Source organism: Streptomyces sp. NPDC060184, assembly GCF_042728795.1.
Taxonomy (GTDB): domain Bacteria; phylum Actinomycetota; class Actinomycetes; order Streptomycetales; family Streptomycetaceae; genus Streptomyces.
Genome location: NZ_JBHWYX010000007.1, coordinates 127547 through 148193, shown reverse-complemented (window position 1 = coordinate 148193; position 20647 = coordinate 127547). Strand labels below are relative to the sequence as shown.

The following is a 20647-nucleotide window of genomic DNA, read 5'->3' as shown; positions in this document are numbered from 1 at the left end:
TCGGTTCTCTCTATTTCTGGATGGTCAGGAAGTCGGCGGGGTTCTCGACGAAGACCGTCCTGATGGCGGCCTCGTCCAGACCGGCGTCGCGAAGGTCCGGGAGGAGGTCCTCGAAGAGGTAGTTCACGGTGTGGCCCTTGACGCCCGGCCAGCCGAGCGGGCTGCAGTTGGCGTCGGCGGAGGCGAGGACCTGCTTCAGCCGGCGGCCCCCGTCGACGAACCGCAGGAAGTGGTCCAGCCGCTCCTGGCGGGGGCGGGCCCAGAACGGCGGGTCGGGCAGCTCGGTCTCGTAGCCGAAGGTGTCGAAACCGATACGGCCGCCCTGCTCGGCGATCCAGACGTCACGCGTCTTGTCGGCGTTCACCCCGTCGTCGACGTGCCCGAACAGGACCCGGTCCAGGGGAAGGCCCTCCTCGTCGAAGATGGCGATCGCGTTCTCGGCGTCGATCGCGAGGTGGGTCAGGACGGGCACGCCGGTGGCGAGCGCCGCGCGGGCGGCGGCGCGGTAGATGCGCTTGTCCAGATCGGTCATGCGTCCGCCCCGGCTCACGCCGACCTTGATGACTCCGGCGCGTGCGCCGGTGCCGCCGATGCCGACGGTGATCTCGTGGACGAACTGCCGCATCAGGTGGTCGACATCGGCACGGGCGAAGTACGGCAGGGCGGTGTCGCCGCCGACGAAGCCCGTACAGGCGACGATGTGGACGCCGGTCTTGGCCGACAGCGAACGGTAGTAGTCGGTGTCCCGGCCGTTGCAGATGCCGGTCGCGTCGACGAAGGTGCCGCCGCCCAGCTCGTGGAAGCGGCGCAGTTTCGGGACGGTCTCCTGGTACCGCTCCTCGGGCGTCTTCCACCACCGCGTGTCCAGTTCGGATCCGGGCATGCCGTAGCCGATGTGTTCGTGGATCGCCACGAAGCCCAGCTCCTCGGCTGGGATGGGACCCAGGACGGTGTTCACTCGCGACACAACACTCACCTTCGGAAAAGTTCTTGACGGTCGTTCGGGCGGGCTGCGGGCTCAGCGCACGGCGAGCAGGTCCTGCGGGTTGGCCCGCAGGACGCGCCGCACGTCGTCCTCGCCGACGCCCTGTGCCGTCAGCAGCGGCACGAAGGCGGCCAGCACGTGGCTGTACGCCACGTCGTTCGCGGGGTGCCCCTTGGCCACCCCGGTGGCGCCCACGGAGAGCAGGACGCGTCCGGCGTGACCGGCGCGCACGAGTCCGGCGACCAGGGCGGCGCGCTCTTCGTCGGTGAGGTGCTCGTCGTCCTCGGTACCGACGTGGTCGAGGAGGACGTGGGCGCCCCGGTCGACGACGTCGGCGGGCGCGCCCGCGGCGACGGCATCCCTGCGGTCCAGGCCGCCGACAGCGACCCGGTCGGCCGGCAGCTTCTCGTCCAGTACGACGTCGAGTTCGGTCAGGGCGTCGCGGCCGTACCGGAACGAGAGGGCCGTGCCGGTGGCGAGGGCGGCGCGGGCGGCGCCGCGCAGCAGGCTCTCGTCGGTCGCGGTCATGCCCGCTCGGGTGACCGCGGTGGTGACCAGCCCGGCGCCGGCGCGGCGTTCCACGCGCGGGACCACCATGCCCTCGGTGATCTCGCGCTCGAAGAGGTCGGCGAACTTCTCGGCGGGCCAGGGGGACGGCGGGTTGGTCTGGGGGGTGAGGAAGTAACCCCCGAGCAACTCCTCGGGACCCTGTCCGGTCGAGGCGACGATGTGCACCCCGGTGGCACGGGACAGCGCCTCGTAGAGCCGGATGTCGCGACCGTGGAACATCCCGGTGCTGTCGACGACCGTGCCGCCGCCGTGGGCGCGGAAGTCGCGCAGCTTCTCGGCGAGCGTCTCGAATACCTCGGCGCGGTCAAGGGTGATGTCGAAGGCGTACTCGGCTCCCGGCAACACCGACAGCAGCGCCTCATGGACCGAGACGACGCCCAGTTCGTCGGCCGGCACCGGGCCCAGGACGGTGTTCACGGTGGTGCTGTTCACGCTCATGCCTGCCTCACGTGTCCTGCGGGGGTGCAGCACTGCACCCTGTGGCTGTCGTCACCGTAGCCATTCGCTTTACATTGAGTCAATGAAATGAACGCCATGAAAAAACAATGGTCTGAGTGTTGCGCAACAGCTGAAAATGAGAGCAGAGGTGCGACGCGCGAGGGTGGTCGTGGGGCAGCCGGAAGCGTGCGGCAGGCACGGGAGCCGCAAAGCCGGGGACAGTGATGTCTTGCCAGGTGCATGACAATCATGGGACGGCTGCTGCCCGCTGAGGACGGCGTCCCCTCGCGGTCCGCGTCCTGCCGCGGGTCAGGTCAGGAGACGTACCCAGCTGGCGCTCAGTTCGTCGAGCAGCTGCTCGCGGGTGAGCTTCCAGTCGGTGCTGCCCCAGTGCTGGGCGACGTAGTCGAGCTCGGCCATGGCCAGCGCCCCCCGGAAGCGGCGCTGGTGGGGGGCGAGGCGCCCGGCCCGCGTCAGGCCGTCCTCGATGTCGCTGATGGCTTCCTCCAGCCACCGCTCCACCAGGTCCCGCAGCTCCGGGTCGACTGCCGCCGCGTCCCTGCCCACCCGGATGATCGGCCGGATTCCGGGCCAGCTGTCCGCGGTGGTCCGCAGCCAGGCGTCGATGGCCTCCGGCGTGCCGTCGGCCACGGTGGCGACCAGGTCCTGGGCCGTCGAACCGTGCTCGGGGGAACGGACGCGCTGGAGCGCCTCGTTCAGCTGCTCGTCGATGAGCGCCTTCATCAGATCGCTGCGGGAGGGAAAGTAGGCGTAGAAGGTCACCCGGGTCGTGCCCGCGGCGGTCGCGATGTCGTCGACCGTGGTGGCGGCGTACCCCTTCGCGGTGAACAGTTCGAGCCCGGACTCCAGCAGGAGGCGGCGGGTCATCTGCTTCTGTGCCTGTCGGAGGTTCGCCATGCCGGAGATCCTAGGCGGTGGCGCCCAGGGCAGCGCATGCCCCTTCCCGACGGACGGGCGGGCGCCCGCGCGCCCGCCCGCCCCGGCCCACGTCCCGGTTCAGTCGACGAACGCGACGGAGAGCCGCTCCCGCAGCTCGGCCACCGAGATGCCGTAGGTCTCGCGTACGCGGACCCCGTCCGGTCCGGGCTCGAAGACACCGTGGTCGGTGTACACGAGGCCCACGCAGGACGCGGCGGTCAGCGGGTAGGTGCACGCGGGCACCAGTTTGGGAGTGCCGTCGCGTGCGAACAGCTTCATCATCACCAGCACCCGCCGTGCCCCGACGGCCAGGTCCATCGCGCCGCCCACCGCGGGGATGGCGTCCGGGTCGCCGGTGTGCCAGTTCGCCAGGTCGCCGTGGTGCGAGACCTGGAACGCCCCGAGCACGCAGACGTCGAGGTGTCCGCCGCGCATCATGGCGAAGGAGTCGGCGTGGTGGAAGTAGGCGGCTCCGGGCAGTTCGGTGACCGGCACCTTGCCGGCATTGGTGAGGTCGGGGTCCACCGCGTCGCCCGTCGCCGCAGGGCCCATGCCGAGCATGCCGTTCTCGGTGTGCAGCACGGTCCCGGCATCCGGCGCCAGGTGCTCGGCTATGCGGGTCGGCTGCCCGATGCCCAGGTTGACGTAGGAGCCGGCGGGGATGTCCTGGGCGATCCGGGCCGCGAGCTCGTCGGTGGTGAGCGGACCCCGGTCCGACCGTTCGGTGGTGGTCGTCAGTGTGGTCATCAGCGGGCTCCTTGCACGGTGAGCCGGCGGGCCTCGGCCCGTACGATCCGGTCGACGAAGATGCCGGGCGTCACCACGGCCTCCGGGTCGATGCCGCCGACCGGCACGATGTCGGCGACCTGGGCGACGACCGTGGTCGCGGCCGTCGCCATCACCGGGCCGAAGTTGCGGGCGGTCTTGCGGTAGACGAGGTTGCCCAGGGTGTCCGCCCGGTGGGCGGAGATCAGCGCGAGGTCCCCCTTGATCGGACGCTCCAGGACGTGCGGGCGTCCGTCGATCTCCCGGGTCTCGCGGCCCTCGGCCAGCCGGGTGCCGACGCCCACCGGGCTGTAGAAGGCGCCGATGCCCGCGCCCGCGGCCCGCAGCCGCTCGGCGAGGGTGCCCTGCGGGACCACCTCCAGCTCCACCCGGCCCGTCCGGTACAGCTCGTCGAAGACGTAGGAGTCGCTCTGCCGCGGGAAGGAGCAGATCACCTTGCGCACCCGGCCCGCCCCGAGCAGTGCCGCCAGGCCCACGTCGCCGTTCCCGGCGTTGTTGGACACGACGGTCAGGTCGCGGGCGCCCTGCCGGATCAGCGCGTCGATCAGGTCGAACGGCATGCCGGCCAGGCCGAAGCCGCCCACCAGGACCGTCGAGCCGTCCTCGACACCGGTCACTGCCTCGTCGGTCGTCCCGGCGGTGATCGTCCGGCTCATGCCGTACCCACCTCGTCCCCGATGTTCTCCAGGACCACGGCGAGGGCCTGGCCCACCCCGATGCACACGGCCGCGACGCCCCAGCGCTCGCGCCGTTCCCGCAGCACCTTGGCCAGGGTGCCGAGGAGCCGGCCTCCCGACGCGCCCAGCGGATGGCCGAGCGCGAGGGCGCCGCCCCGTGTGTTGACGATCCCGGGGTCGACGCCCCAGGCGTCGACGCAGGACAACGCCTGCACGGCGAACGCCTCGTTCAGCTCGACGGCTCCGACGTCGCCCCAGCCGATCCCGGCCCGGCGCAGCGCCCGCTCGGCGGCCACCACCGGGGCGTGGCCGAACATCCGGGGGTCGACGGCGTGCACGCCGCGCCCGGCGATCCGTGCCACGGGGTCCGGGCCGATCCGGTCGGCCGCCGCGGCGGTGCCCAGCAGCAGAGCGCAGGCACCGTCGCTCAGCGGGGAGGCGTTGCCGGCCGTGATCGTCCCGTCGGGACGGAACGACGGCTTCAGCGCCGCCAGTTTCTCCGGTGACGTGTCGGGGCGGATGCTCTCGTCGCGGGTGAGGCCCGCGACGGGCACGGTCAGATCGTCGTAGAAGCCCTCGTCCCAAGCGCGGGCAGCGAGCCGGTGGGAGCGCGCCGCGAAGGCGTCCTGGCGTTCCCGGGAGATCCCGTACTTCTCCTGGAGGAGTTCGTTGCACTCACCCAGCGACACCGTCCACTCCGCGGGCATCGCGGAGTTGACCAGCCGCCAGCCCAGGGTGGTGGAGACGGCGGTGACATCACGGGCGGGGAAGGCGCGGTCCGGTTTGGGCAGCACCCAGGGCGCGCGGGTCATGGACTCCACGCCTCCCGCGACGACGATGTCCGCGTCCCCCGACTCCAGGGTGCGCGAGGCGATGATCGCGGCGTCGAGGCCGGAGCCGCACAGCCGGTTCACGGTGGTGGCGGGCACACTCACCGGCAGGCCCGCGAGCAGGACGGCCATGCGGCCGACATTGCGGTTGTCCTCGCCGGATCCGTTCGCGTCGCCCCACACCACGTCACCGATCGCGGCGCGGTCGAGGTCCGGGACCTGGTCGAGCAGGCCCGTCAGCGCGGCGGCGGCGAGGTCGTCCGGGCGTACGCCTGCCAGGGCTCCGCCGAACCTGCCGAAGGGGGTGCGGGTCGCGGCGTACAGGTAGGCGTCGCTCATGACGCACCGCTCCCCGGCGCGGCGGGCGCGCCGTTCCTGGCTGCCGTCGTGGCTCCGGTGGCGTCGACGGGTGCCGAGGAGAGCGGTATCGGCTCGAACATGGGGGGCTCTTCGTCCGGGGTCAGCGCGGTGGGGCCGTACAGCCAGTCGGTGAAGGAGTAGTCGTGGGTGTCGCGGGCGCGCACGACCGTGTTGCGCCGCTCGCGGGCGGCCCCGTCGAGATGCCACAGCTCGCCCCAGGCGCGGGAGGTGGTCAGCACGCGACGGCAGTGCTCGGGGCGGACGGCCTCGTACGCGGCGAGCGCGGCGGTCCAGTCGACCGTGTCGTCCTCGGCCCGGTTGCGGGCGACGTGTTCGCCCAGCACCCAGCCGTCCTCGATGGCCATGATCGCGCCCTGCGCGATGTACTGGAGCGGTGGGTGCGCGGAGTCGCCGAGCAGCGCGATCCGGCCGTGGACCCACGTCATGACGGGGTCGCGGTCGAACATCCGCCACCACTTGTCGCGCCACATGAAGCCGAGGCCGTCTTGGACGAAGTCGCTGGTCCCGGCGAAGGCGGCGTCGAGTTCGTCGGGCGTGCCCCAGTCCTCCCCTCCGGCCAGCGCCTTGGGGGACTCGAAGACCGCGACCTGGTTGAGCAGTTCGCCGCCGCGCAGGCCGTAGTGGACGAAGTGGCAGCGGGGCCCGACGTGCACCACGACCTCGCTGAGGTCGACCGAGCGCGCCCGGGGCAGCTCGGCGGGGACGGTGCCCCGGTAGGCGACGTACGCGGAGGAGACGGGCTCGTCGTCGACGAGCAGTGCGCGGGCGACGGAGTGCAGACCGTCGGCGGCGATCACGACACCGGCCTCGTGCACGGCGCCGGACGCCAGGGTCACCCGGGCGCCCGCCCCGGTGTTCTCGTACGAGGTCACGTCCGCGCCGGTGACCAGCTCGACGCCGCCGCGCCGGCAGGCCCGCAGCAGGAGGCCGTGCAGGTCGCTCCGGTGGATGACCATGTACGGGTAGCCGTAGCGCTTCTCCAGGTCGCGCAGGTCGAGCCGGGTCAGCTCGGTGCCGTCGACGGCGTCGCGCATGACCATGGCGTCCGGGACGACGCCAAGGCTCTTGGCCTCGTCCAGGAGGCCGTAGTCGTCGAGGATGCGGGTGCAGTTGGGGGCGAGCTGGATACCGGCGCCGACCTCACCGAACTCGGCGGCCCTTTCCAGCAGGCGGACGGTGAGGCCCTGGCGGGTCAGGGAGAAGGCGGCGCCGAGTCCGCCGATGCCACCGCCGACGATGATTACATCCGGGTTGGACATGAGGTGCTCCTCAGAGCCACGGGCCGAGCCCGGGGGCGTCGGCGAGCGAGTGGGGACGGCCGGCCAGCCAGGCGGTGACCTCGGGCAGGGGGCCGTCGGGGAGCCCGGTCAGTCCGCGCTTGGCGCGGATCTCCTCGGCCAGGACGGAGAGGAAGCCCTCCGGGAGGCCGGCGAACGAGACGCCCGTGCCGAAGTCGACGGCGTGCACGCAGGTCTCCCGGGACCGCATCCAGGGCAGTTCCGTGGCGGGGACGGTACGGCCCTGGACGGTGACGACCTCGTGGTCCCACTGCTCCTCCGTGAGCGCGTCGAGCGCCTCGTCGAGCGTGCGTGCGGAGGCCGCGAGCCAGTCGCGGAGTTCGTCGGCGGAGAGGGCGGGCCCCTTGGCGATCCCGGCGGCGCGCTCCTCGGGGGAGGCGTACATGGGTGTCTCGACGCCGGTGGCGGCCCAGTGCACCAGGTTGCCCAGCGCGTCGGCGTTGGCGGCCACGTGCGCGGCGAGGTGCTTGCGGGTCCAGCCGGGCAGCGCGCTGTCGGCCGAGAAGCCGGTCTCGTCCAGACCGGCGACGGCTTCCAGCACCAGGCGCGTCCCCGTCCGGGCCCAGGCGCGGACCTCGGCGAGCGTTCCGGTCGCGGCCGTCATGCCCCGACCACCTTGTTGACGCAGGCGCCCAGGCCGTCGATCTCGGTGACCACGGTCTGGCCGGGGAGCAGGAACACCTTGGGGTCGCGGGCGTTGCCGACCCCGGCCGGAGTGCCGGTGGCGATGATGTCGCCGGGGTTCAGCGTGATGACGGTGGAGATGTACCGCACCAGGTGGACCGGGTCGAACAGCAGCGTGCCGGTGTCGTCCCGCTGCATGACCTGGCCGTCGACGAGCGTCCTGACCTCCAGCGCGGGGCGGACACCACCGACCTCGTCGGGGGTCACCACATAGGGACCGACCGGGGTGGTGGCTTCCCAGATCTTGCCCTGGGTCCACTCGACGGTGCGGAACTGCCAGTCCCGCAGCGAGACGTCGTTCATGACGGTGAAGCCGGCGATGGCCTCGGCGGCCCGCTGTTCGTCGGCGCGGCGGACCCGGGCGCCGATCACGACGGCCAGCTCGACCTCCCAGTCGAACGCCTCGGTCTCGGCGGGCTTGACGATGTCGTCGCCCGCGCCCAGCAAGGTCTCGGCGTACTTCGGGAACAGGGTCGGGTGGCTCGGCAGCTCCCGCCCCATCTCCTTGATGTGGTTGGTGTAGTTGTGGCCGACGCAGATCACCTTGGAGGGGTTCGGCACGACCGGCGCGAAGTCGGCGCCTTCGACCGGGTAGCAGGCGCCGGTCGCGGCGGCGGCCCTGTCCCGCCAGCCGGTCTCGGCGAACAGCTCGCCCAGGTCGGCGCGGCCGAGGTCGACGAGGACGTCACCGTCGAGGCGGACCGCCCGGGTGCCGTCGGCGGTACGGAGGGTGGCGAGCTTCATGGATCAGGTGTCCTTCTGGGTGCGGTCGGTGCGGTCGGTGCGGTGGAGCTTGAGCGCCTCGAAGACGGGCGCGTCGGAGAAACGGAACAGATCGAGGGCGCCGGAGTCGGAGTCGGTACGGCCGGCTTCGGACCGGGCGGAGAACGGCTGCCAGGAGGGGACGACGAACAGGTCGCCGCGCGTCACCGTCCAGGACGCGTCACCGACCGTCACCACGCCGGAGCCGTCGAAGACCTGGTAGACCGACGAGCCGGTCTCGCGCACCGGGGCGGTCCCGGCTCCCCGGGCGACGCGGTGGAACTCGGCGCGGATCGTCGGCAGCACGTCGGACCCGTCGTGCGGGTTGGAGTAGCGCACCGCCGCGTGACCGGGCTCGACGGTTCCGCCGAAGCCCGCCTTCTCCAGGAGCAGTTGGTCGGCCAGCGCGGCGTCGGTGAACTCCCACTTGTAGGACAGCAGCGGGCTGCCGGGCGTCGCCGGGGCCGCGGAGAGCGGACGCAGGCCAGGGTGCCCCCACAGTCGCTCGGAGCGGGATCGCGCGGGGGTGGCCCGCTCGGCGTCGCTGATCTCCTCGCGGCCGAACTCGAAGAACTGGGCCTCGGTGGCGTACTGGAAGGGGATGTCGAGGCCGTCGATCCAGGCCATCGGCTCGGCGGTCGCGTTGTGGTGGGCGTGCCAGTTCCAGCCCGCCTGCGGAAGGAAATCGCCGCGGTTCATCGGCACCGGGTCGCCGCCTACGACCGTCCACACGCCCGAGCCCTCGACGACGAACCGGAAGGCGTGCTGGGTGTGGCGGTGCTCGGGGGCGTCCTCGCCGGGCATCAGGTACTGGATGGCCGCCCACAGCGTCGGGGTCGCGAACGGCCTGCCGCCGAGGGAGGGGTTGGCCAGCGCGATCGCGCGCCGCTCACCGCCCCGCCCCACCGGCACGATGTCGCCGGCCCGCGCCGCCAGTGCGCGCAGCCGGTTCCAGCGCCACAGGTGCGGTACGGCCGAGGATCGCGGGTGGGCCGGCATCAGGTCGCCGATCTCGGTCCACAGCGGGACGAGCAGTTCCTGCTCGAAGCCTCGGTACAGCTCTTCGAGAGCCGGGGTGACGTCGGGCTGGCCTTCGGCGGCGACGGCCCGGAGCCGGACGGGTGAGCCGGGAGCGATGTCGGGAGGGATGCCTTGCGCGGCGTCCCGTGCGGGGATGAGGGCGGCGTCTCGGGCGGCGTCGTGGACGTCGCCCCGTGCGCCTTCGGGGGTGAAGGGGGACTGGGTCACGGGCTCAGCGTGCGCCGCGATTCGCAGAGAGAACATGTAGATTCTGGAGAGCAGAATCTCCGGGCTCGCACGTACCGCGTCCCGGACCGCGCCGGGACGGCCCTCCCAGCCCCGACCGGAGTGGTGCCGGTTCCTCCTCCGCGGGTCCGCGCCGGGACGGCCCTCTGCGGCCCGTCCGAAACAGCACCGGGACCGGCTTCGCGGCCCCGTCCGAAAAAGAGCACCGGGAGACGCGGTGGACAAGCCGCTCAAGACGCCCCCGCCGTACCCCATCGCAAGCGTCGATCACGCCCTCAGGGCGGCGACCATGCTCCAGATGGAGGGCGGCGCGACCGTGGCCCAGATGGCGGAGCGTCTGGGCGTCGCCCGGTCGACGGCCCACCGGCTGCTGGCGATGCTCGTCTACCGGGACTTCGCCGTGCAGGACGAGAACCGCGTCTACCGGGCCGGCCCCGTTCTCGAACTCGCGGCGCACTCGCAGTCCCAGGTATCCCGCCTACGGGCTGCGGCCCTTCCCCACCTGCGCCGACTGGTCGATCTCCTGGACGAGACCGCGAACCTCACCGTCCGCACCGGGGACACCGCCCGGTTCATCGCGAGCGTGGAGAGCAGGCAGGCGCTGCGGGTCGGTTCGCGGGAGGGCATGGTGTTCCCGGCCCATCGCACGACCGCCGGGCTGCTCCTGCTGGCCGGACTCGACGACGACGAGCTGGCGGAGGTCTACTCCGCCTCTCGCTATCAGGACGGCCTCGCCGACCGCCCGGACCTGGCTCGGCTCCGTTCCGAGCTCGACCTCATCGGCCGCAACGGCTTCGCCGTCAACCAGGAACGGTCCGAACGCGGGCTCGTCGCCGTCGGGGTACCGGTGCACGACCGGGACGGGGCGGCGGTGGCCGGCCTGTCGGTGTCCATGCCCAGCGTGCGCTACGACCCGCACGACCTGCGCTCCTTGGTCGCCACCCTCTCCGGCGCCGCCCGCGCGCTGGAGGCGGATCTGACCGCCGACGGGTGAGGACCGCGCGTCCACCGGCGTGACCCGCGAGCAGCCGCACGGACGGCAGCGGCTCATACGTTTCCACACCGTGTCCCGCCGCATGAGGCCGCCTGTGGATCACCGACTCGCACCGGCAGCCGTTCCCCGGTCGTGCCGAACGCGCCGGTGCGGTGCGGTGCGTGTCGCCTGCGGAGTGCTGTGCCGTGCCGTGCCTCGCTCGGGCCGGACCGTGCCTGGTTCGAATGGCGGGACGGACCGTGCAGTTCCGACTCGGGTCGGACCGTGCCGTGTTCGGACCGTGTCGTGTCAGGACGGCCCGTCGAGCCGGAAACCGACCTTGAGCGTCACCTGGTAGTGCCCGATCCGGCCGTCCTCGATGTGTCCGCGCGCTTCCTTGATCTCGAACCAGTCGAGATTGCGCAACGTTTCCGACGCTCGGGCGATGCCGTTGCGGATCGCCGCGTCGATGCCCTCTTCGGAGGTTCCTACGATCTCGGTGACCCGATAGGTGTGATTGGACATCGTATGTCTCCCTTCGTGTCTCCACGGTGCCTTACTCCCGGGCGGTGCGCGAGGGAGCGGACGGCCGTGGCCGGGTGACGGGCGGCCCTTGACCTGCTGAATGGTCCATACCAAAATCCAGCCACACACCCGTGCGAGCACCGCCCGCGTCCCCCCACACCGGGTCAAGATCCCATCGTGCTGATTCGCAGAAGGTGACGCTCGTGAAGAACCGGATTCTCGCCGGAGCCATCGCACTCGTCTCGTCCGTCGCTCTCGGAGGATGCGGTTACCTGTCCCCCTCCGGAGCGGGGGACACAACCGTGACGGTCTGGCTGATGAAGGGCAGCGCCTCCACCGAATTCCTGGACGAGTTCACCGCGGCGTACGAGAAGGAACACGATTCTGTCGAACTGGAGTTCAAGTTCCAGGAGTGGGGCGGAATCGGCCCCAAGGTGCTGTCCGCGCTCAAGGGCAAGGGCGAGGACACCCCGGACGTCATCGAGGTCGGCAACACGCAGGTCGCCCAGTACGCGGAGAGCGGCGGCCTGCGCGACCTCACCCTGGAGGCCATGCGCGACCTCGGCAGTGAGGACTGGCTGCCGGGCCTCGCCGACCCGGGCAGCATCAACGGGGTGCAGTACGGCATCCCCTGGTACGCGGCCAACCGGGTGGTCATCTACAACAAGGACCTCTTCGCGCAGGCGGGGATCGACACCCCGCCGAAGAACCGCGAGCAGTGGATAGCCGACACCGAGCGCCTCGACGCGGACGGGAACCAGGGCATCTACCTCGCGGGCCAGAACTGGTACGTCCTCGCCGGATTCATCTGGGACGAGGGCGGCGAACTCGCCGAAGGGGACGACGGCGACTGGACCGGCACCCTGGACAGCCCCGAGGCGCTCAGGGGGATGGAGTTCTACAAGAAGCTCCAGGCGCTCGGTGCCGGTCCGAAGGACGCCGACGAGGAGAACCCGCCGCAGACCGACGTGTTCGCCCGCGGCAACGTCGCCCAGATCATCTCCACCCCGGGCAGCGCCGCGCTCATCGAGCAGGCCAACCCCGAACTCAAGGGGAAGCTGGGCTACTTCCCGATCCCGGGCAAGACCACGAAGAAGCCCGGCGCGGTGTTCACCGGCGGCTCCGACCTGATCGTCCCGGAGAAGGCCGCGCACCGCAGCGCCGGGGTCGCCGTGGTGGAGGCACTGGCGAGCGAGAAGTGGCAGCGCGAACTCGCCCTGGCCATGAGCTACGTCCCCAACAAGCCGAAGCTCGCGGGCGCCATCGAGAGCCAGGAGGGCACCGCCGCCATGGCGGAGGGAGCCGCCCAGGGCCGGGCCACCCCCAACTCGGCCCAGTGGGCGGACGTCGAGGCCGAGAACCCCATCAAGCCGTACATGACCGCGGTACTGGAGGGGCGCGACCCGGCCGAGGAAGCGAAGTCGGCTTCGGAACGCATCAGTTCCCTGCTCGCCGGCAGCTGACGCGGCCCCTCCCCGCCGGGGCCGCGGAGGCCGGTGGGGTGAGGTGGAAGGGCGGTCCCGGGCCGCACCCCGGGATTCAGCCGTCGCACATCCGGGCGCTCCATGGCGGTCACGTCGAATCCAGCCGGTCGCGGAAGAAGTAGGGGGCCGGACTTCCGCCGCCCAGTGCCTGGGCCGGCGAGGTCCGGCAGCCGCCCTCGCCGATCCGTCCCCGGAGACCGCCATGACCGCGCTGCCCCTCGCCCCACCGGTACGCCCCGTCTCTGCAGTACCGGCCCCCGCCCAGCCCGCCGCCTCTTCGGTCCCGTCCCGGCCCGCCGCCTACCGCCTCTCCCTCGCCGCGGGCCCCGAGGACGTGCGTGCCGCCCAGCGGCTGCGGTACCAGGTGTTCGCCGGTGAGCTCGGCGCCCGGCTCGACGGCCCCGAACCCGGCCTCGACGGCGACGAGTTCGACGCCTTCTGCGACCACCTGCTGGTGCGGGAGACCGCCACCGGCGACGTCGTCGCCACCTACCGGGTGCTGCCCCCCGAGCGCGCCCGCGCCGCCGGAAGCCTCTACGCCGAGAGCGAGTTCGACCTCACCCGGCTCGCCCCCCTCCGCGACGACCTCGTCGAAGTGGGCCGCTCCTGCGTCCACCCCGCGCACCGCGACGGTGCCGTCATCGGCCTCGTCTGGGCCGGTCTCGCCCGCTACATGGAGCGCACCGGCCACAACTGGCTGGCCGGCTGCTGCTCGCTCCCCCTGGGCGACGGCGGAATCCAGGCCGCCCGCAGCTGGGAGACCGTACGCACCAAGCACCTGGCCCCCGAGGAGTACCGGGTCACCCCGCACCGCCTCTGGCCCGGCACCGCGAGCACCTCCGGACCGCGGCCGGCCGCCGGCGCCCGCGCCGACCTGCCGCCGCTGCTGCGCGGTTACCTCCGCCTCGGCGCCTGGGTGTGCGGATCACCCGCCCACGACCCGGACTTCGACTGCGCCGACCTCTATATACTCCTCTCCATGCGCCGCACCGACCCCCGCTACCTGCGGCACTTCCTCTCCATGGCGCCTCTGCGATGAACGCCTGGTTCCCCGTCTCCCCGTGCACACCGCAGGCCTGCACCGGCCACCACGGCGCGGTGCGCCCCGTCCTGCCCGCGGTGGCACGGCTGGTGGCGGGCAGCCTGCTCGCGCTCGGCGGCGCCGCGTGCACACCCGTCGCGGCGGCGCTCACGCAGCCGGTCCGCGACCGGCTGGTCCGCCGCTGGTCCCGGGCCGTCCTGCGCACCTTCGGCGTCCGTACGCGGATCACCGGGAGCCCGGACGGCGGGTGCGGGGGCGGGGAACCGGCCGTCGGCAGGGGCGGCGGGGAGCCGGGCTCCGGCGGTGAACCGGCCGTCGCCAGGACGGGCGGGGAACTGGTCGTCGCCAACCACATCTCGTGGCTCGACATACCGCTCGTCGCCGCCGCTCTCCCCGCGCGGATGCTCGGCAAGTCCGAGATACGGCGGTGGCCGCTGCTCGGCACCCTCGCCGCGCGCGGCGGCACCCTCTTCATCGACCGGGAGAGCCTGCGGGCGCTGCCCGCGTCGGTCGGCGCGGTCGCCGACGCACTGCGGGCCGGCGACCGGGTGGTGGCCTTCCCCGAGGGCTCCACCCGGTGCGGCGGCGGCCCGCCGGGCGCCTTCCGCCACGCGGTCTTCCAGGCGGCCCTGGACGCGGGCGCGACGGTACGGCCGGCCCGGATCTCCTACCGCGTCGAGCCCGCCCCCGCCGGGGCGGGGTGCGAACGCCTCCCGGCCCGCGCCGTCGCGTTCGTCGGCGACGACCCGCTCCACGCCTCGCTGTGGAGGGTGGTGCGGGCCGCCGGAGTGACCGCAGAGGTCACCCTCCTGCCGCCGCTCCCCACAGGCGGGGCGGGCGACCGCAGGACGCTCGCCCGCCTCGCTCAGACGGCCGTCGCCAGCGACACCGCGAACCTGCCCGCCGTGTCCGTCCACCACTGATCGAGCCGCAGCCCCGCCGCGTCCAGCTCCTCGCGCACCCGGTCCTGACGGAACTTCGCCGACACCTCCGTACGCAGCTCCTCGCCCTCCTCGAACGACACCACGAGATCCAGCTCATGGATCTTCACCGTCAGCGCCGAGCGGGCCCGCAGCCGCATCTCGATCCACTCGGCGTCCGCGTCCCAGCGCGCGACGTGGTCGAAGGCACCGGGGTCGAAGTCCGCGTCCAGTGCCCGGTTGACGACCTCCAGGACGTTCTTGTTGAACGCTGCGGTGACCCCGGACGCGTCGTCGTACGCCGCGACCAGCGTGTCCGGCTCCTTCACCAGGTCCGTGCCGAGCAGCAGCGCGTCGCCGGGGGAGAGGATCGAGCGGACCGAGCGCAGGAACGTGGCCCGCTCCTCCGGCAGCAGATTGCCGATCGTGCCGCCCAGGAACGCCACCAGCCGGGGGCCCGGGGTTCCCGGCAGGGCGAGGCCGCCGGTGAAGTCCGCGATCAGCGCGTGGACGTTCAGCTCGGGACGCTCGGCGAGCAGCGTCTCGGCGGCACCGGTCAGCGCGCTCTCGCTCACGTCCACGGGGACGTAACTGTGCAGCAGCGGAAGGGCGTCGAGCAGGTGGCGGGTCTTCTCCGAGGAGCCCGAACCCAGTTCGATCAGCGTCCGGGCTCCCGAGGCGGCGGCGATGTCCGTCGCGTGCGCCACCAGGATCTCCCGCTCCGCGCGGGTCGGGTAGTACTCGGGCAGCCGGGTGATCTCCTCGAACAGCTCGCTGCCCCGGGCGTCGTAGAACCACTTCGGCGGCAGCGTCCTGGGGCGCCGGGAGAGGCCGGCGAGCACATCGGCGCGCAGCGATGCCTCCGTGGCGTCCACCGGCAGGGTGCGGGTCAGCAGAAAGGGACTCAACGGGGTGGCTCCTTGAGCGGGGTGGGCAGGACTTCGTCGACGGTCGCCACCAGCAGGGTGCGGTCCGGCACCTCGTGCCAGGCCGGATCGTCGTCGTACGGCTCCGAGGCCACCACCGTGCGGAGGCCGGGCCGGTGCAGATACCAGAGGCTGTCGCCCCAGGCGGTCGCCACGACGGTCTTCCCGTCGCCGACCAGCAGGTTGAGCCGTGAACCTGGCGCGGACCGCGCCACGTCCAGGACGGTGTCGGCGACGGCCTGCGGGAGGTCGTCGCCCTCCTCGGCACGGTGGCGGACCAGCGCCCACAGCAGCGCCGAGTCGCTGCGCGCGTCCAGGGAGAGCAGGACGGACGCGGGCAGCGCGGACGCGAGCGGCGCGAGGGAGCCCGGCCACCCGAGGACGGCGCCGTTGTGGCTGAACAGCAACGGGCCCGCCTTGAACGGAGCTGCCGCCGCCTCCCCGTCCGCCCCCGGCTCGGTCGCGTCCCGCACGGCCGCGAGGAACGCCCCGCTGCGGACCACCCGGGCGAGCTCCCCGAACGTCTCGTCGCCCCAGACGGGGACGGCCCGCCGGTAGCGGCCCGGCACCGGGTCGCCGGGCGCGTACCAGGCGACGCCGAACCCGTCCGCGTTGACCGTGCCGTTGCGCTGCCGACGCGGCGCCCAGGACTGCCGTACGAGTGAGAAATCCGGTGCCACCAGCACCTCGCCCAGCGCCACCGGCGGCCCCAGGTAGGCAAGATGACGGCACATCAGAGATTCCTGGCGGTACGGAAGCCGGAGAAGATCTGGCGGCGCACCGGCAGGTCCCAGTTCCGGAACGTGCCCCGGCACGCGACCGGGTCCACCGCGAAGGAACCTCCGCGCAGCACCTTGTGCTCCGGACCGAAGAAGACCTCCGAGTACTCGCGATACGGGAAGGCCACGAACCCCGGATAGGGCAGGAAGTCGCTGGCCGTCCACTCCCACACGTCACCGATCAGCTGGCGCACCCCAGCGGCCGACTGCCCCTGCGGGTAGGCGCCGGCCGCGGCGGGCCGCAGATGGCGCTGGCCGAGGTTCGCCCGCTCCGGTGTGGGGTCGGCGTCGCCCCAGGGGTAGCGCAGCGAGCGCCCGGCCGCCGCGTCGTGGCGGGCCGCCTTCTCCCACTCGGCCTCGGTCGGCAGCCGCCGACCGGCCCAGCGGGCGTAGGCGTCCGCCTCGTACCAGCTGACGTGCAGCACCGGCTCGTCGGCCGGTACGGGCTCGGTCACCCCGAACCGCCGCCGCAGCCACTGCCCCGCCTCGCGGTGCCAGAACAGCGGCGCGGTGAGCTCGTGTTCACGGACCATCGCCCATCCCGCCGGATGCCACCACCGCTCCTGGGCGTACCCGCCGTCCTCGATGAACCGCTGGTACGCCCCGCAGGTGACCGGGGTGGTGTCCAGGAAGAACCCGGCCACCTCCCGCCGGTGCGCCGGGCGTTCGTTGTCCAGTGCCCACGGCTCGGTGGAGGTCCCCATGGTGAACGGCCCGCCGGGGACGAGTACTTCGCGCGGCAGGCGCACGGAGTCCTCGGCCGGGGGCGGCTCGGGGGCGGTCAGCGCGGCCGGACCGGACCGCAGCTGATGGGTGATCAGCATGGTTTCGTCGTGCTGCTGTTCGTGTTGGGCGATCATGCCGAAAGCGAACCCGGCGCGCTCCAGCGGGCGTCCCCCGCCGTGCAGCGGGGCGTTCTGAAGGATCTCCAGCACCCGGCCGCGTACGTCCGAGGCGTACGTCCGCGCCTCGGCGGGGGCCAGCAGCGGCAGGGAGGGGCGGGCGGACCTCGGATGCTCGAACGCGTCGTACAGCCCGTCGATCTCCGGCCGGATCGCGTCCCGGCCTCCCACGGCCCGCAGGAGCCACTGCTCCTCCTGGTTGCCGATGTGGGCCAGGTCCCAGACCAGCGGGGACATCAACGGCGAATGCTGGGCGATGAGTTCGCCGTCGTCGACGCTGTCCGTCAGGATCGCGGTGCGGGCCCTGGCGGCGGTCAGGGCGGTCAGGGCCCGGCTGCGGAGAGCCTCGGCGTCGGTCTCCGGCGTGGGAGGGAAGTTGCTGTCGGACACGAGGGTCATGCCGGGAGGCCCTTTCCGGAGGGAGTGGTCCGGGCGCCGCCCGCCGAGGACGCCTCGGCCCACGCGGCGGCGACCGCGGGGGAGAGGAGGTCGGGCAGGTCGTCGGCGGGACATCGCCCGCGGGCGACGTACCGCTCGGTGAAGTCCGCCACCGTGTCCAGCACGGCGGTGGTCGCGCCGATCCGGGGGAGTGCGCCGAGCGCCGCCTCGAAACAGGTGGTGGCCGCGGCCCGCAGCTCGGGATCGGTCAGACCGTCACGGGCCGCCGCCCGCCACAACGGGTTGCGCGGCGCGGCGTTCGCACCGGCCGTCTCGGCCAGCGGTTTCACGGTCCGGTACACCGTCTCCGCCGCTTCCGGATCGTCGAAGAGCGCGGTGGCGACGGCGAGCGGCACCACCCAGCCGTCGGCCCCGGACTGGGCGTCGATCATGCGCAGCTCCAGATGGCCGCGTGGCCGGGCCGGCGGGAAGCAGGTGGTCATGTGGTACTCCAGGTCCTCGACGGCGGGCGGCCGGGGGCCACCGCCCCGGATCCACTGGCGGAACGTGAGCCCCTCCGGCACCTCCCAGGGGCCCGTGCCGGTACGGATGCACATGACGCTGGTGTCCAATACGTGCGCGGCCCATGCCTCGCGCGGCGGAAGATGCCCCGGGGGAGCCAACGTGCGGTCCGGGTCGAGCGCGGCCCACAGCCCCTGCCGGGTCGACCGCCAGCCGGTCCGCGCCCGCTGCTGGAAGGGCGAGTTGGCGAACGCCGCGACCAGCACCGCGCCCAGCAGATGCGCGAGCTGCCACCGGCGGCCGTAACCCAGCGGCCCCGGCTCCTCCTCGCCCGCGTCCAGGCAGACCTGCACCGAGGCGGAGGTGCACATCATCGCCCGCCCGGCCGTGCCCGAGCGGTCCAGGGCCGCCTCCATCGCGTCGTAACGCGGCTCCCGCAGCCACCGCCGGGGCGACTGCCAGGGGTCGACGCCCAGCCCCGTCGGGACCAGACCGGACCGGCCCAGCGTGCCGCGTACGGCCGCCAGGTCGGCGGCGACCGCGTCGACGCACGCCATGAGCGATCCGGCGGGCCGGGAGCTGAGTTCGAGCTGCCCGCCTGGCTCGAAGGTCAGCGCCGAGTCGAGCGCCAGCGCCCGTACCTCCGCGAAGGCGCCGTCCAGGCGCTCCGGGGCGACCCGCAGTTCTGGATGTGCGGCGTCGTGGATGAGCCATTCGAGTTCCACGCCGACGGTGCGGGGCGGACCCGTCTTGAAACAGATGGCCTGCAGTAAATCCTCCGCCTCGCTCTCGCCGAGAGGCGATCCATGCGTGCGGGTGCCGGTTCCGGTGGTCGCGTTCGGGGGCATACGTGCCTCCTCTTCCGATGCCTCCCTTCCACCCAAACCCCTGCCGACCGATCGCACAAGGGCGCCCCGGCCCGGCGAAAAGACATTGCGCGGCGTTCACCCGGCGTCGAACATGTGCGCCATGCACTGTTCGGGGAACCGCTGGGGGGAGCGCTCATGAGCGCACGGATGCGCGCTCTGGCGCGCGAGACCGAGGCCATCGTCGAAGAGGGCCGCTACCGCACGTCCAAAGGGCGCGAGGTCTCCGTCGCGAGCGCGACGGCCGCCGCCCTCGCCGGGACCAGGCTGTACGGGCCGGGCCCGGTGGCGGTCCCCGTGCTGGACTCCGACCGCGCGACCGCCGTCGAGGTGACGGACGAGAGCAGCCTGCGGGCCGCGCGCCGGATGAGTGAGGAGCGGCCAGGCCGGATCGCCGTGCTCAGCTACGCCTCGGCCCGCAATCCGGGCGGCGGATACCTGAACGGCGCACGGGCGCAGGAGGAGGACCTCTGCCGCGGTTCCGCGCTCCACGTGACCCTGCTGCGCGCCCCCGAGTACTACGCGCACCACCGCGCACACCGCAGCGCGTTCTACACCGACCGGGTCATCCACTCGCCCGGTGTGCCGGTCTTCCGCGACGACCGGGGCGCGCTGCTCGACACCCCGTACCTCGCGGGCTTCCTCACCTCGCCCGCGCCCAACGCGGGCGTGATCCGGCGGCAGACCCCGGACGAGGCGCACCGCGTCCCGGCGGCCCTGGCGCGCCGCGCCGAACGGGTCCTGGAGACCGCCGCCGCCTGCGGATACCGCCGGCTCGTCCTGGGTGCCTGGGGGTGCGGAGTCTTCCAGAACGATCCGGCGCAGGTCGCGGAAGCCTTCGGCGGTCTGCTCACGGACGGCGGGCGCTTCGCCGGCCACTTCGAACAGGTCGTCTTCGGCATCCTCGACCGCGCGCCCGGCTCCGCCACCCGAGCGGCGTTCGCCGCCCGCTTCCCGGGGTAGCGCCGCGGCCGGCCCCGGGGACGTCGCACCGCCGGGGCCGGGCCGGACCCGGATCAACTCCAGCCGTAGCGCTCCCGCAGCCGCTCCACCACGCGCTGGAACCGTTCGAAGTCCAGCGCACAGGCCTCGCGCCGCATCCCGTCCTCGTGGACCCGCAGCACCCGGTCCAGATCGACCCACGAGGCCCGGCCGGAGCTGTCCCACGGCCCCGCTCCCAGGGCCACCCACTCCCGGTCCAGGTCGTGCTGCTTGCTGGAGAGCTGGACCGCGAGCAGGGTGCCGGTCCGCTCCCGCGCCACGACGAGCACCGGCCGGTCCTTGCCCCGGCCGTCGTTCTCCTCGAAGGGCACCCACGTCCAGACGATCTCACCCGGATCGGGGTCGCCGTCCCGGTCGGGGGCGTACGAAGTGCGGACCGGGCCCACCTCGCGCGGATCCGCCTCGGCTGTCGCGGAGGGGCCGGAGCGGCCGGGAGAGGCGGGGCGGAAGTCGGTCTCAGGCATGCCGTTCTGATATGTCATCAACACACCGTAGGACAATCACTCTCATGGCTCCGCACCGGCCGCGGACCACGGCCGACCGCGCGGGCGACGCGGCCCGGCGGCCGAGAGCCAGGCCGCGCGCGGGCGGGCCCGAGGGCCGGGAGAGAGGCGGTACGAGGACCGCGCGAAGGCCGGGTGCGAGACGGCGCCCGAGGCGTGCGACGGGGGCGCGCGTACGCCCCCGGGCGCGGCCGGAGCGTTACGGGGTG

At 72.9% G+C, this 20647-nt stretch carries 21 protein-coding genes; 5 read left to right on the top strand and 16 right to left on the bottom strand.

All coding sequences use genetic code 11. The features are described 5' to 3' along the window. Positions 1-10: 10 nt before the first annotated feature. The 10 genes from ACFWEE_RS07250 to ACFWEE_RS07205 form a co-directional block, all read right to left on the bottom strand. Positions 11-967, bottom strand: coding sequence for a phosphotriesterase (locus ACFWEE_RS07250; RefSeq protein ID WP_386887175.1), 957 nt, complete (start codon positions 965-967; stop codon positions 11-13). 51 nt (positions 968-1018) lie between these two features. Beyond that, positions 1019-1993, bottom strand: coding sequence for a phosphotriesterase (locus tag ACFWEE_RS07245; RefSeq protein WP_386887173.1), 975 nt, complete (start codon positions 1991-1993; stop codon positions 1019-1021). A 309-nt stretch (positions 1994-2302) separates the two neighbouring features. Next, positions 2303-2911: a TetR/AcrR family transcriptional regulator gene (locus ACFWEE_RS07240; RefSeq protein ID WP_386887172.1), complete on the bottom strand. Its 609-nt coding sequence runs from the start codon at positions 2909-2911 to the stop codon at positions 2303-2305. A 99-nt stretch (positions 2912-3010) separates the two neighbouring features. Then, positions 3011-3679: a 3-oxoacid CoA-transferase subunit B gene (locus ACFWEE_RS07235; protein ID WP_386887170.1), complete on the bottom strand. Its 669-nt coding sequence runs from the start codon at positions 3677-3679 to the stop codon at positions 3011-3013. Next, positions 3679-4374 (bottom strand): 3-oxoacid CoA-transferase subunit A, encoded by a 696-nt coding sequence (locus ACFWEE_RS07230; protein ID WP_386887168.1) that lies wholly within the window; start codon positions 4372-4374, stop codon positions 3679-3681. The genes ACFWEE_RS07235 and ACFWEE_RS07230 overlap by 1 nt, the downstream gene beginning before the upstream one ends. Then, the gene (locus tag ACFWEE_RS07225) at positions 4371-5564 is read right to left on the bottom strand and encodes a thiolase family protein (RefSeq protein ID WP_386887166.1); all 1194 of its coding nucleotides are present in this window, start codon (positions 5562-5564) and stop codon (positions 4371-4373) included. The genes ACFWEE_RS07230 and ACFWEE_RS07225 overlap by 4 nt, the downstream gene beginning before the upstream one ends. Beyond that, positions 5561-6865 carry an FAD-dependent monooxygenase gene (locus ACFWEE_RS07220; RefSeq protein ID WP_386887165.1) on the bottom strand — a complete coding sequence of 435 codons (1305 nt, stop codon included), beginning with the start codon at positions 6863-6865 and terminating at the stop codon, positions 5561-5563. Before ACFWEE_RS07220 ends, ACFWEE_RS07225 begins: the two co-directional genes overlap by 4 nt. A 10-nt stretch (positions 6866-6875) precedes the next feature. Continuing rightward, entirely contained in the window at positions 6876-7508 is a 633-nt protein-coding gene (locus tag ACFWEE_RS07215) for a maleylpyruvate isomerase family mycothiol-dependent enzyme (RefSeq protein WP_386887163.1), read from the bottom strand. Further along, on the bottom strand, positions 7505-8332 hold the full coding sequence (locus tag ACFWEE_RS07210) for a fumarylacetoacetate hydrolase family protein (protein WP_386887161.1): 828 nt from the start codon (positions 8330-8332) through the stop codon (positions 7505-7507). The genes ACFWEE_RS07215 and ACFWEE_RS07210 overlap by 4 nt, the downstream gene beginning before the upstream one ends. A gap of 3 nt (positions 8333-8335) precedes the next feature. Continuing rightward, on the bottom strand, positions 8336-9499 hold the full coding sequence (locus ACFWEE_RS07205) for a cupin domain-containing protein (protein WP_386887264.1): 1164 nt from the start codon (positions 9497-9499) through the stop codon (positions 8336-8338). A gap of 334 nt (positions 9500-9833) precedes the next feature. Here ACFWEE_RS07205 and ACFWEE_RS07200 point away from each other — a divergent pair, with 334 nt between their 5' ends. Then, complete coding sequence (locus tag ACFWEE_RS07200) at positions 9834-10610, top strand: IclR family transcriptional regulator (protein ID WP_386887159.1); 777 nt, start codon at positions 9834-9836, stop codon at positions 10608-10610. Between the two features lie 288 nt (positions 10611-10898). On the opposite strand, the gene ACFWEE_RS07195 is transcribed toward ACFWEE_RS07200, so the two are convergent. Then, entirely contained in the window at positions 10899-11114 is a 216-nt protein-coding gene (locus ACFWEE_RS07195) for a dodecin (protein WP_386887158.1), read from the bottom strand. Between the two features lie 203 nt (positions 11115-11317). Between ACFWEE_RS07195 and ACFWEE_RS07190 the strand changes: the two genes are divergently transcribed. From ACFWEE_RS07190 to ACFWEE_RS07180, 3 genes are all read left to right on the top strand, one after another. Continuing rightward, a complete protein-coding gene (locus tag ACFWEE_RS07190) occupies positions 11318-12577 on the top strand; it encodes an extracellular solute-binding protein (protein WP_386887156.1) in 1260 nt (419 codons plus the stop codon). Between the two features lie 223 nt (positions 12578-12800). Then, entirely contained in the window at positions 12801-13637 is an 837-nt protein-coding gene (locus ACFWEE_RS07185; protein ID WP_386887155.1) for a GNAT family N-acetyltransferase, read from the top strand. Further along, positions 13634-14563, top strand: coding sequence for a lysophospholipid acyltransferase family protein (locus ACFWEE_RS07180; RefSeq protein WP_386887153.1), 930 nt, complete (start codon positions 13634-13636; stop codon positions 14561-14563). The genes ACFWEE_RS07185 and ACFWEE_RS07180 overlap by 4 nt, the downstream gene beginning before the upstream one ends. Here ACFWEE_RS07180 and egtD read toward each other — a convergent pair. Genes egtD through egtA form a run of 4 tightly spaced genes read right to left on the bottom strand, consistent with a single transcriptional unit; the run spans position 14506 to position 18915 of the window. After that, positions 14506-15468 (bottom strand): L-histidine N(alpha)-methyltransferase, encoded by a 963-nt coding sequence (gene egtD / locus ACFWEE_RS07175; RefSeq protein WP_386887151.1) that lies wholly within the window; start codon positions 15466-15468, stop codon positions 14506-14508. The two genes, ACFWEE_RS07180 and egtD, sit on opposite strands and share 58 nt — an antisense overlap. Beyond that, on the bottom strand, positions 15465-16220 hold the full coding sequence (gene egtC / locus ACFWEE_RS07170) for an ergothioneine biosynthesis protein EgtC (RefSeq protein ID WP_386887150.1): 756 nt from the start codon (positions 16218-16220) through the stop codon (positions 15465-15467). Before egtC ends, egtD begins: the two co-directional genes overlap by 4 nt. Beyond that, complete coding sequence (gene egtB / locus ACFWEE_RS07165; RefSeq protein ID WP_386887148.1) at positions 16220-17566, bottom strand: ergothioneine biosynthesis protein EgtB; 1347 nt, start codon at positions 17564-17566, stop codon at positions 16220-16222. The genes egtC and egtB overlap by 1 nt, the downstream gene beginning before the upstream one ends. Next, positions 17563-18915, bottom strand: a complete 1353-nt coding sequence (gene egtA / locus ACFWEE_RS07160) for an ergothioneine biosynthesis glutamate--cysteine ligase EgtA (RefSeq protein WP_386887146.1) — start codon at positions 18913-18915, stop codon at positions 17563-17565. Before egtA ends, egtB begins: the two co-directional genes overlap by 4 nt. 156 nt (positions 18916-19071) lie before the next feature. Here egtA and ACFWEE_RS07155 point away from each other — a divergent pair, with 156 nt between their 5' ends. Then, a complete protein-coding gene (locus ACFWEE_RS07155; RefSeq protein WP_386887144.1) occupies positions 19072-19896 on the top strand; it encodes a TIGR02452 family protein in 825 nt (274 codons plus the stop codon). A gap of 53 nt (positions 19897-19949) precedes the next feature. Here ACFWEE_RS07155 and ACFWEE_RS07150 read toward each other — a convergent pair whose 3' ends face one another. Continuing rightward, positions 19950-20417 (bottom strand): type II toxin-antitoxin system PemK/MazF family toxin, encoded by a 468-nt coding sequence (locus ACFWEE_RS07150; protein WP_386887143.1) that lies wholly within the window; start codon positions 20415-20417, stop codon positions 19950-19952. Between the last annotated feature and the right edge of the window lie 230 nt (positions 20418-20647).

What these genes read in the sequence shown, in the direction of transcription:
- ACFWEE_RS07245 (WP_386887173.1), bottom strand. Translation starts at nt 1,993, where the DNA reads ATGAGCGTGAACAGCACCACCGTGAACACCGTCCTGGGCCCGGTGCCG.
- ACFWEE_RS07240 (WP_386887172.1), bottom strand. Translation starts at nt 2,911, where the DNA reads ATGGCGAACCTCCGACAGGCACAGAAGCAGATGACCCGCCGCCTCCTG.
- ACFWEE_RS07235 (WP_386887170.1), bottom strand. Translation starts at nt 3,679, where the DNA reads ATGACCACACTGACGACCACCACCGAACGGTCGGACCGGGGTCCGCTC.
- ACFWEE_RS07230 (WP_386887168.1), bottom strand. Translation starts at nt 4,374, where the DNA reads ATGAGCCGGACGATCACCGCCGGGACGACCGACGAGGCAGTGACCGGT.
- ACFWEE_RS07225 (WP_386887166.1), bottom strand. Translation starts at nt 5,564, where the DNA reads ATGAGCGACGCCTACCTGTACGCCGCGACCCGCACCCCCTTCGGCAGG.
- ACFWEE_RS07220 (WP_386887165.1), bottom strand. Translation starts at nt 6,865, where the DNA reads ATGTCCAACCCGGATGTAATCATCGTCGGCGGTGGCATCGGCGGACTC.
- ACFWEE_RS07215 (WP_386887163.1), bottom strand. Translation starts at nt 7,508, where the DNA reads ATGACGGCCGCGACCGGAACGCTCGCCGAGGTCCGCGCCTGGGCCCGG.
- ACFWEE_RS07210 (WP_386887161.1), bottom strand. Translation starts at nt 8,332, where the DNA reads ATGAAGCTCGCCACCCTCCGTACCGCCGACGGCACCCGGGCGGTCCGC.
- ACFWEE_RS07195 (WP_386887158.1), bottom strand. Translation starts at nt 11,114, where the DNA reads ATGTCCAATCACACCTATCGGGTCACCGAGATCGTAGGAACCTCCGAA.
- ACFWEE_RS07185 (WP_386887155.1), top strand. Translation starts at nt 12,801, where the DNA reads ATGACCGCGCTGCCCCTCGCCCCACCGGTACGCCCCGTCTCTGCAGTA.
- ACFWEE_RS07180 (WP_386887153.1), top strand. Translation starts at nt 13,634, where the DNA reads ATGAACGCCTGGTTCCCCGTCTCCCCGTGCACACCGCAGGCCTGCACC.
- egtC (WP_386887150.1), bottom strand. Translation starts at nt 16,220, where the DNA reads ATGTGCCGTCATCTTGCCTACCTGGGGCCGCCGGTGGCGCTGGGCGAG.
- egtB (WP_386887148.1), bottom strand. Translation starts at nt 17,566, where the DNA reads ATGACCCTCGTGTCCGACAGCAACTTCCCTCCCACGCCGGAGACCGAC.
- egtA (WP_386887146.1), bottom strand. Translation starts at nt 18,915, where the DNA reads ATGCCCCCGAACGCGACCACCGGAACCGGCACCCGCACGCATGGATCG.
- ACFWEE_RS07155 (WP_386887144.1), top strand. Translation starts at nt 19,072, where the DNA reads ATGAGCGCACGGATGCGCGCTCTGGCGCGCGAGACCGAGGCCATCGTC.
- ACFWEE_RS07150 (WP_386887143.1), bottom strand. Translation starts at nt 20,417, where the DNA reads ATGACATATCAGAACGGCATGCCTGAGACCGACTTCCGCCCCGCCTCT.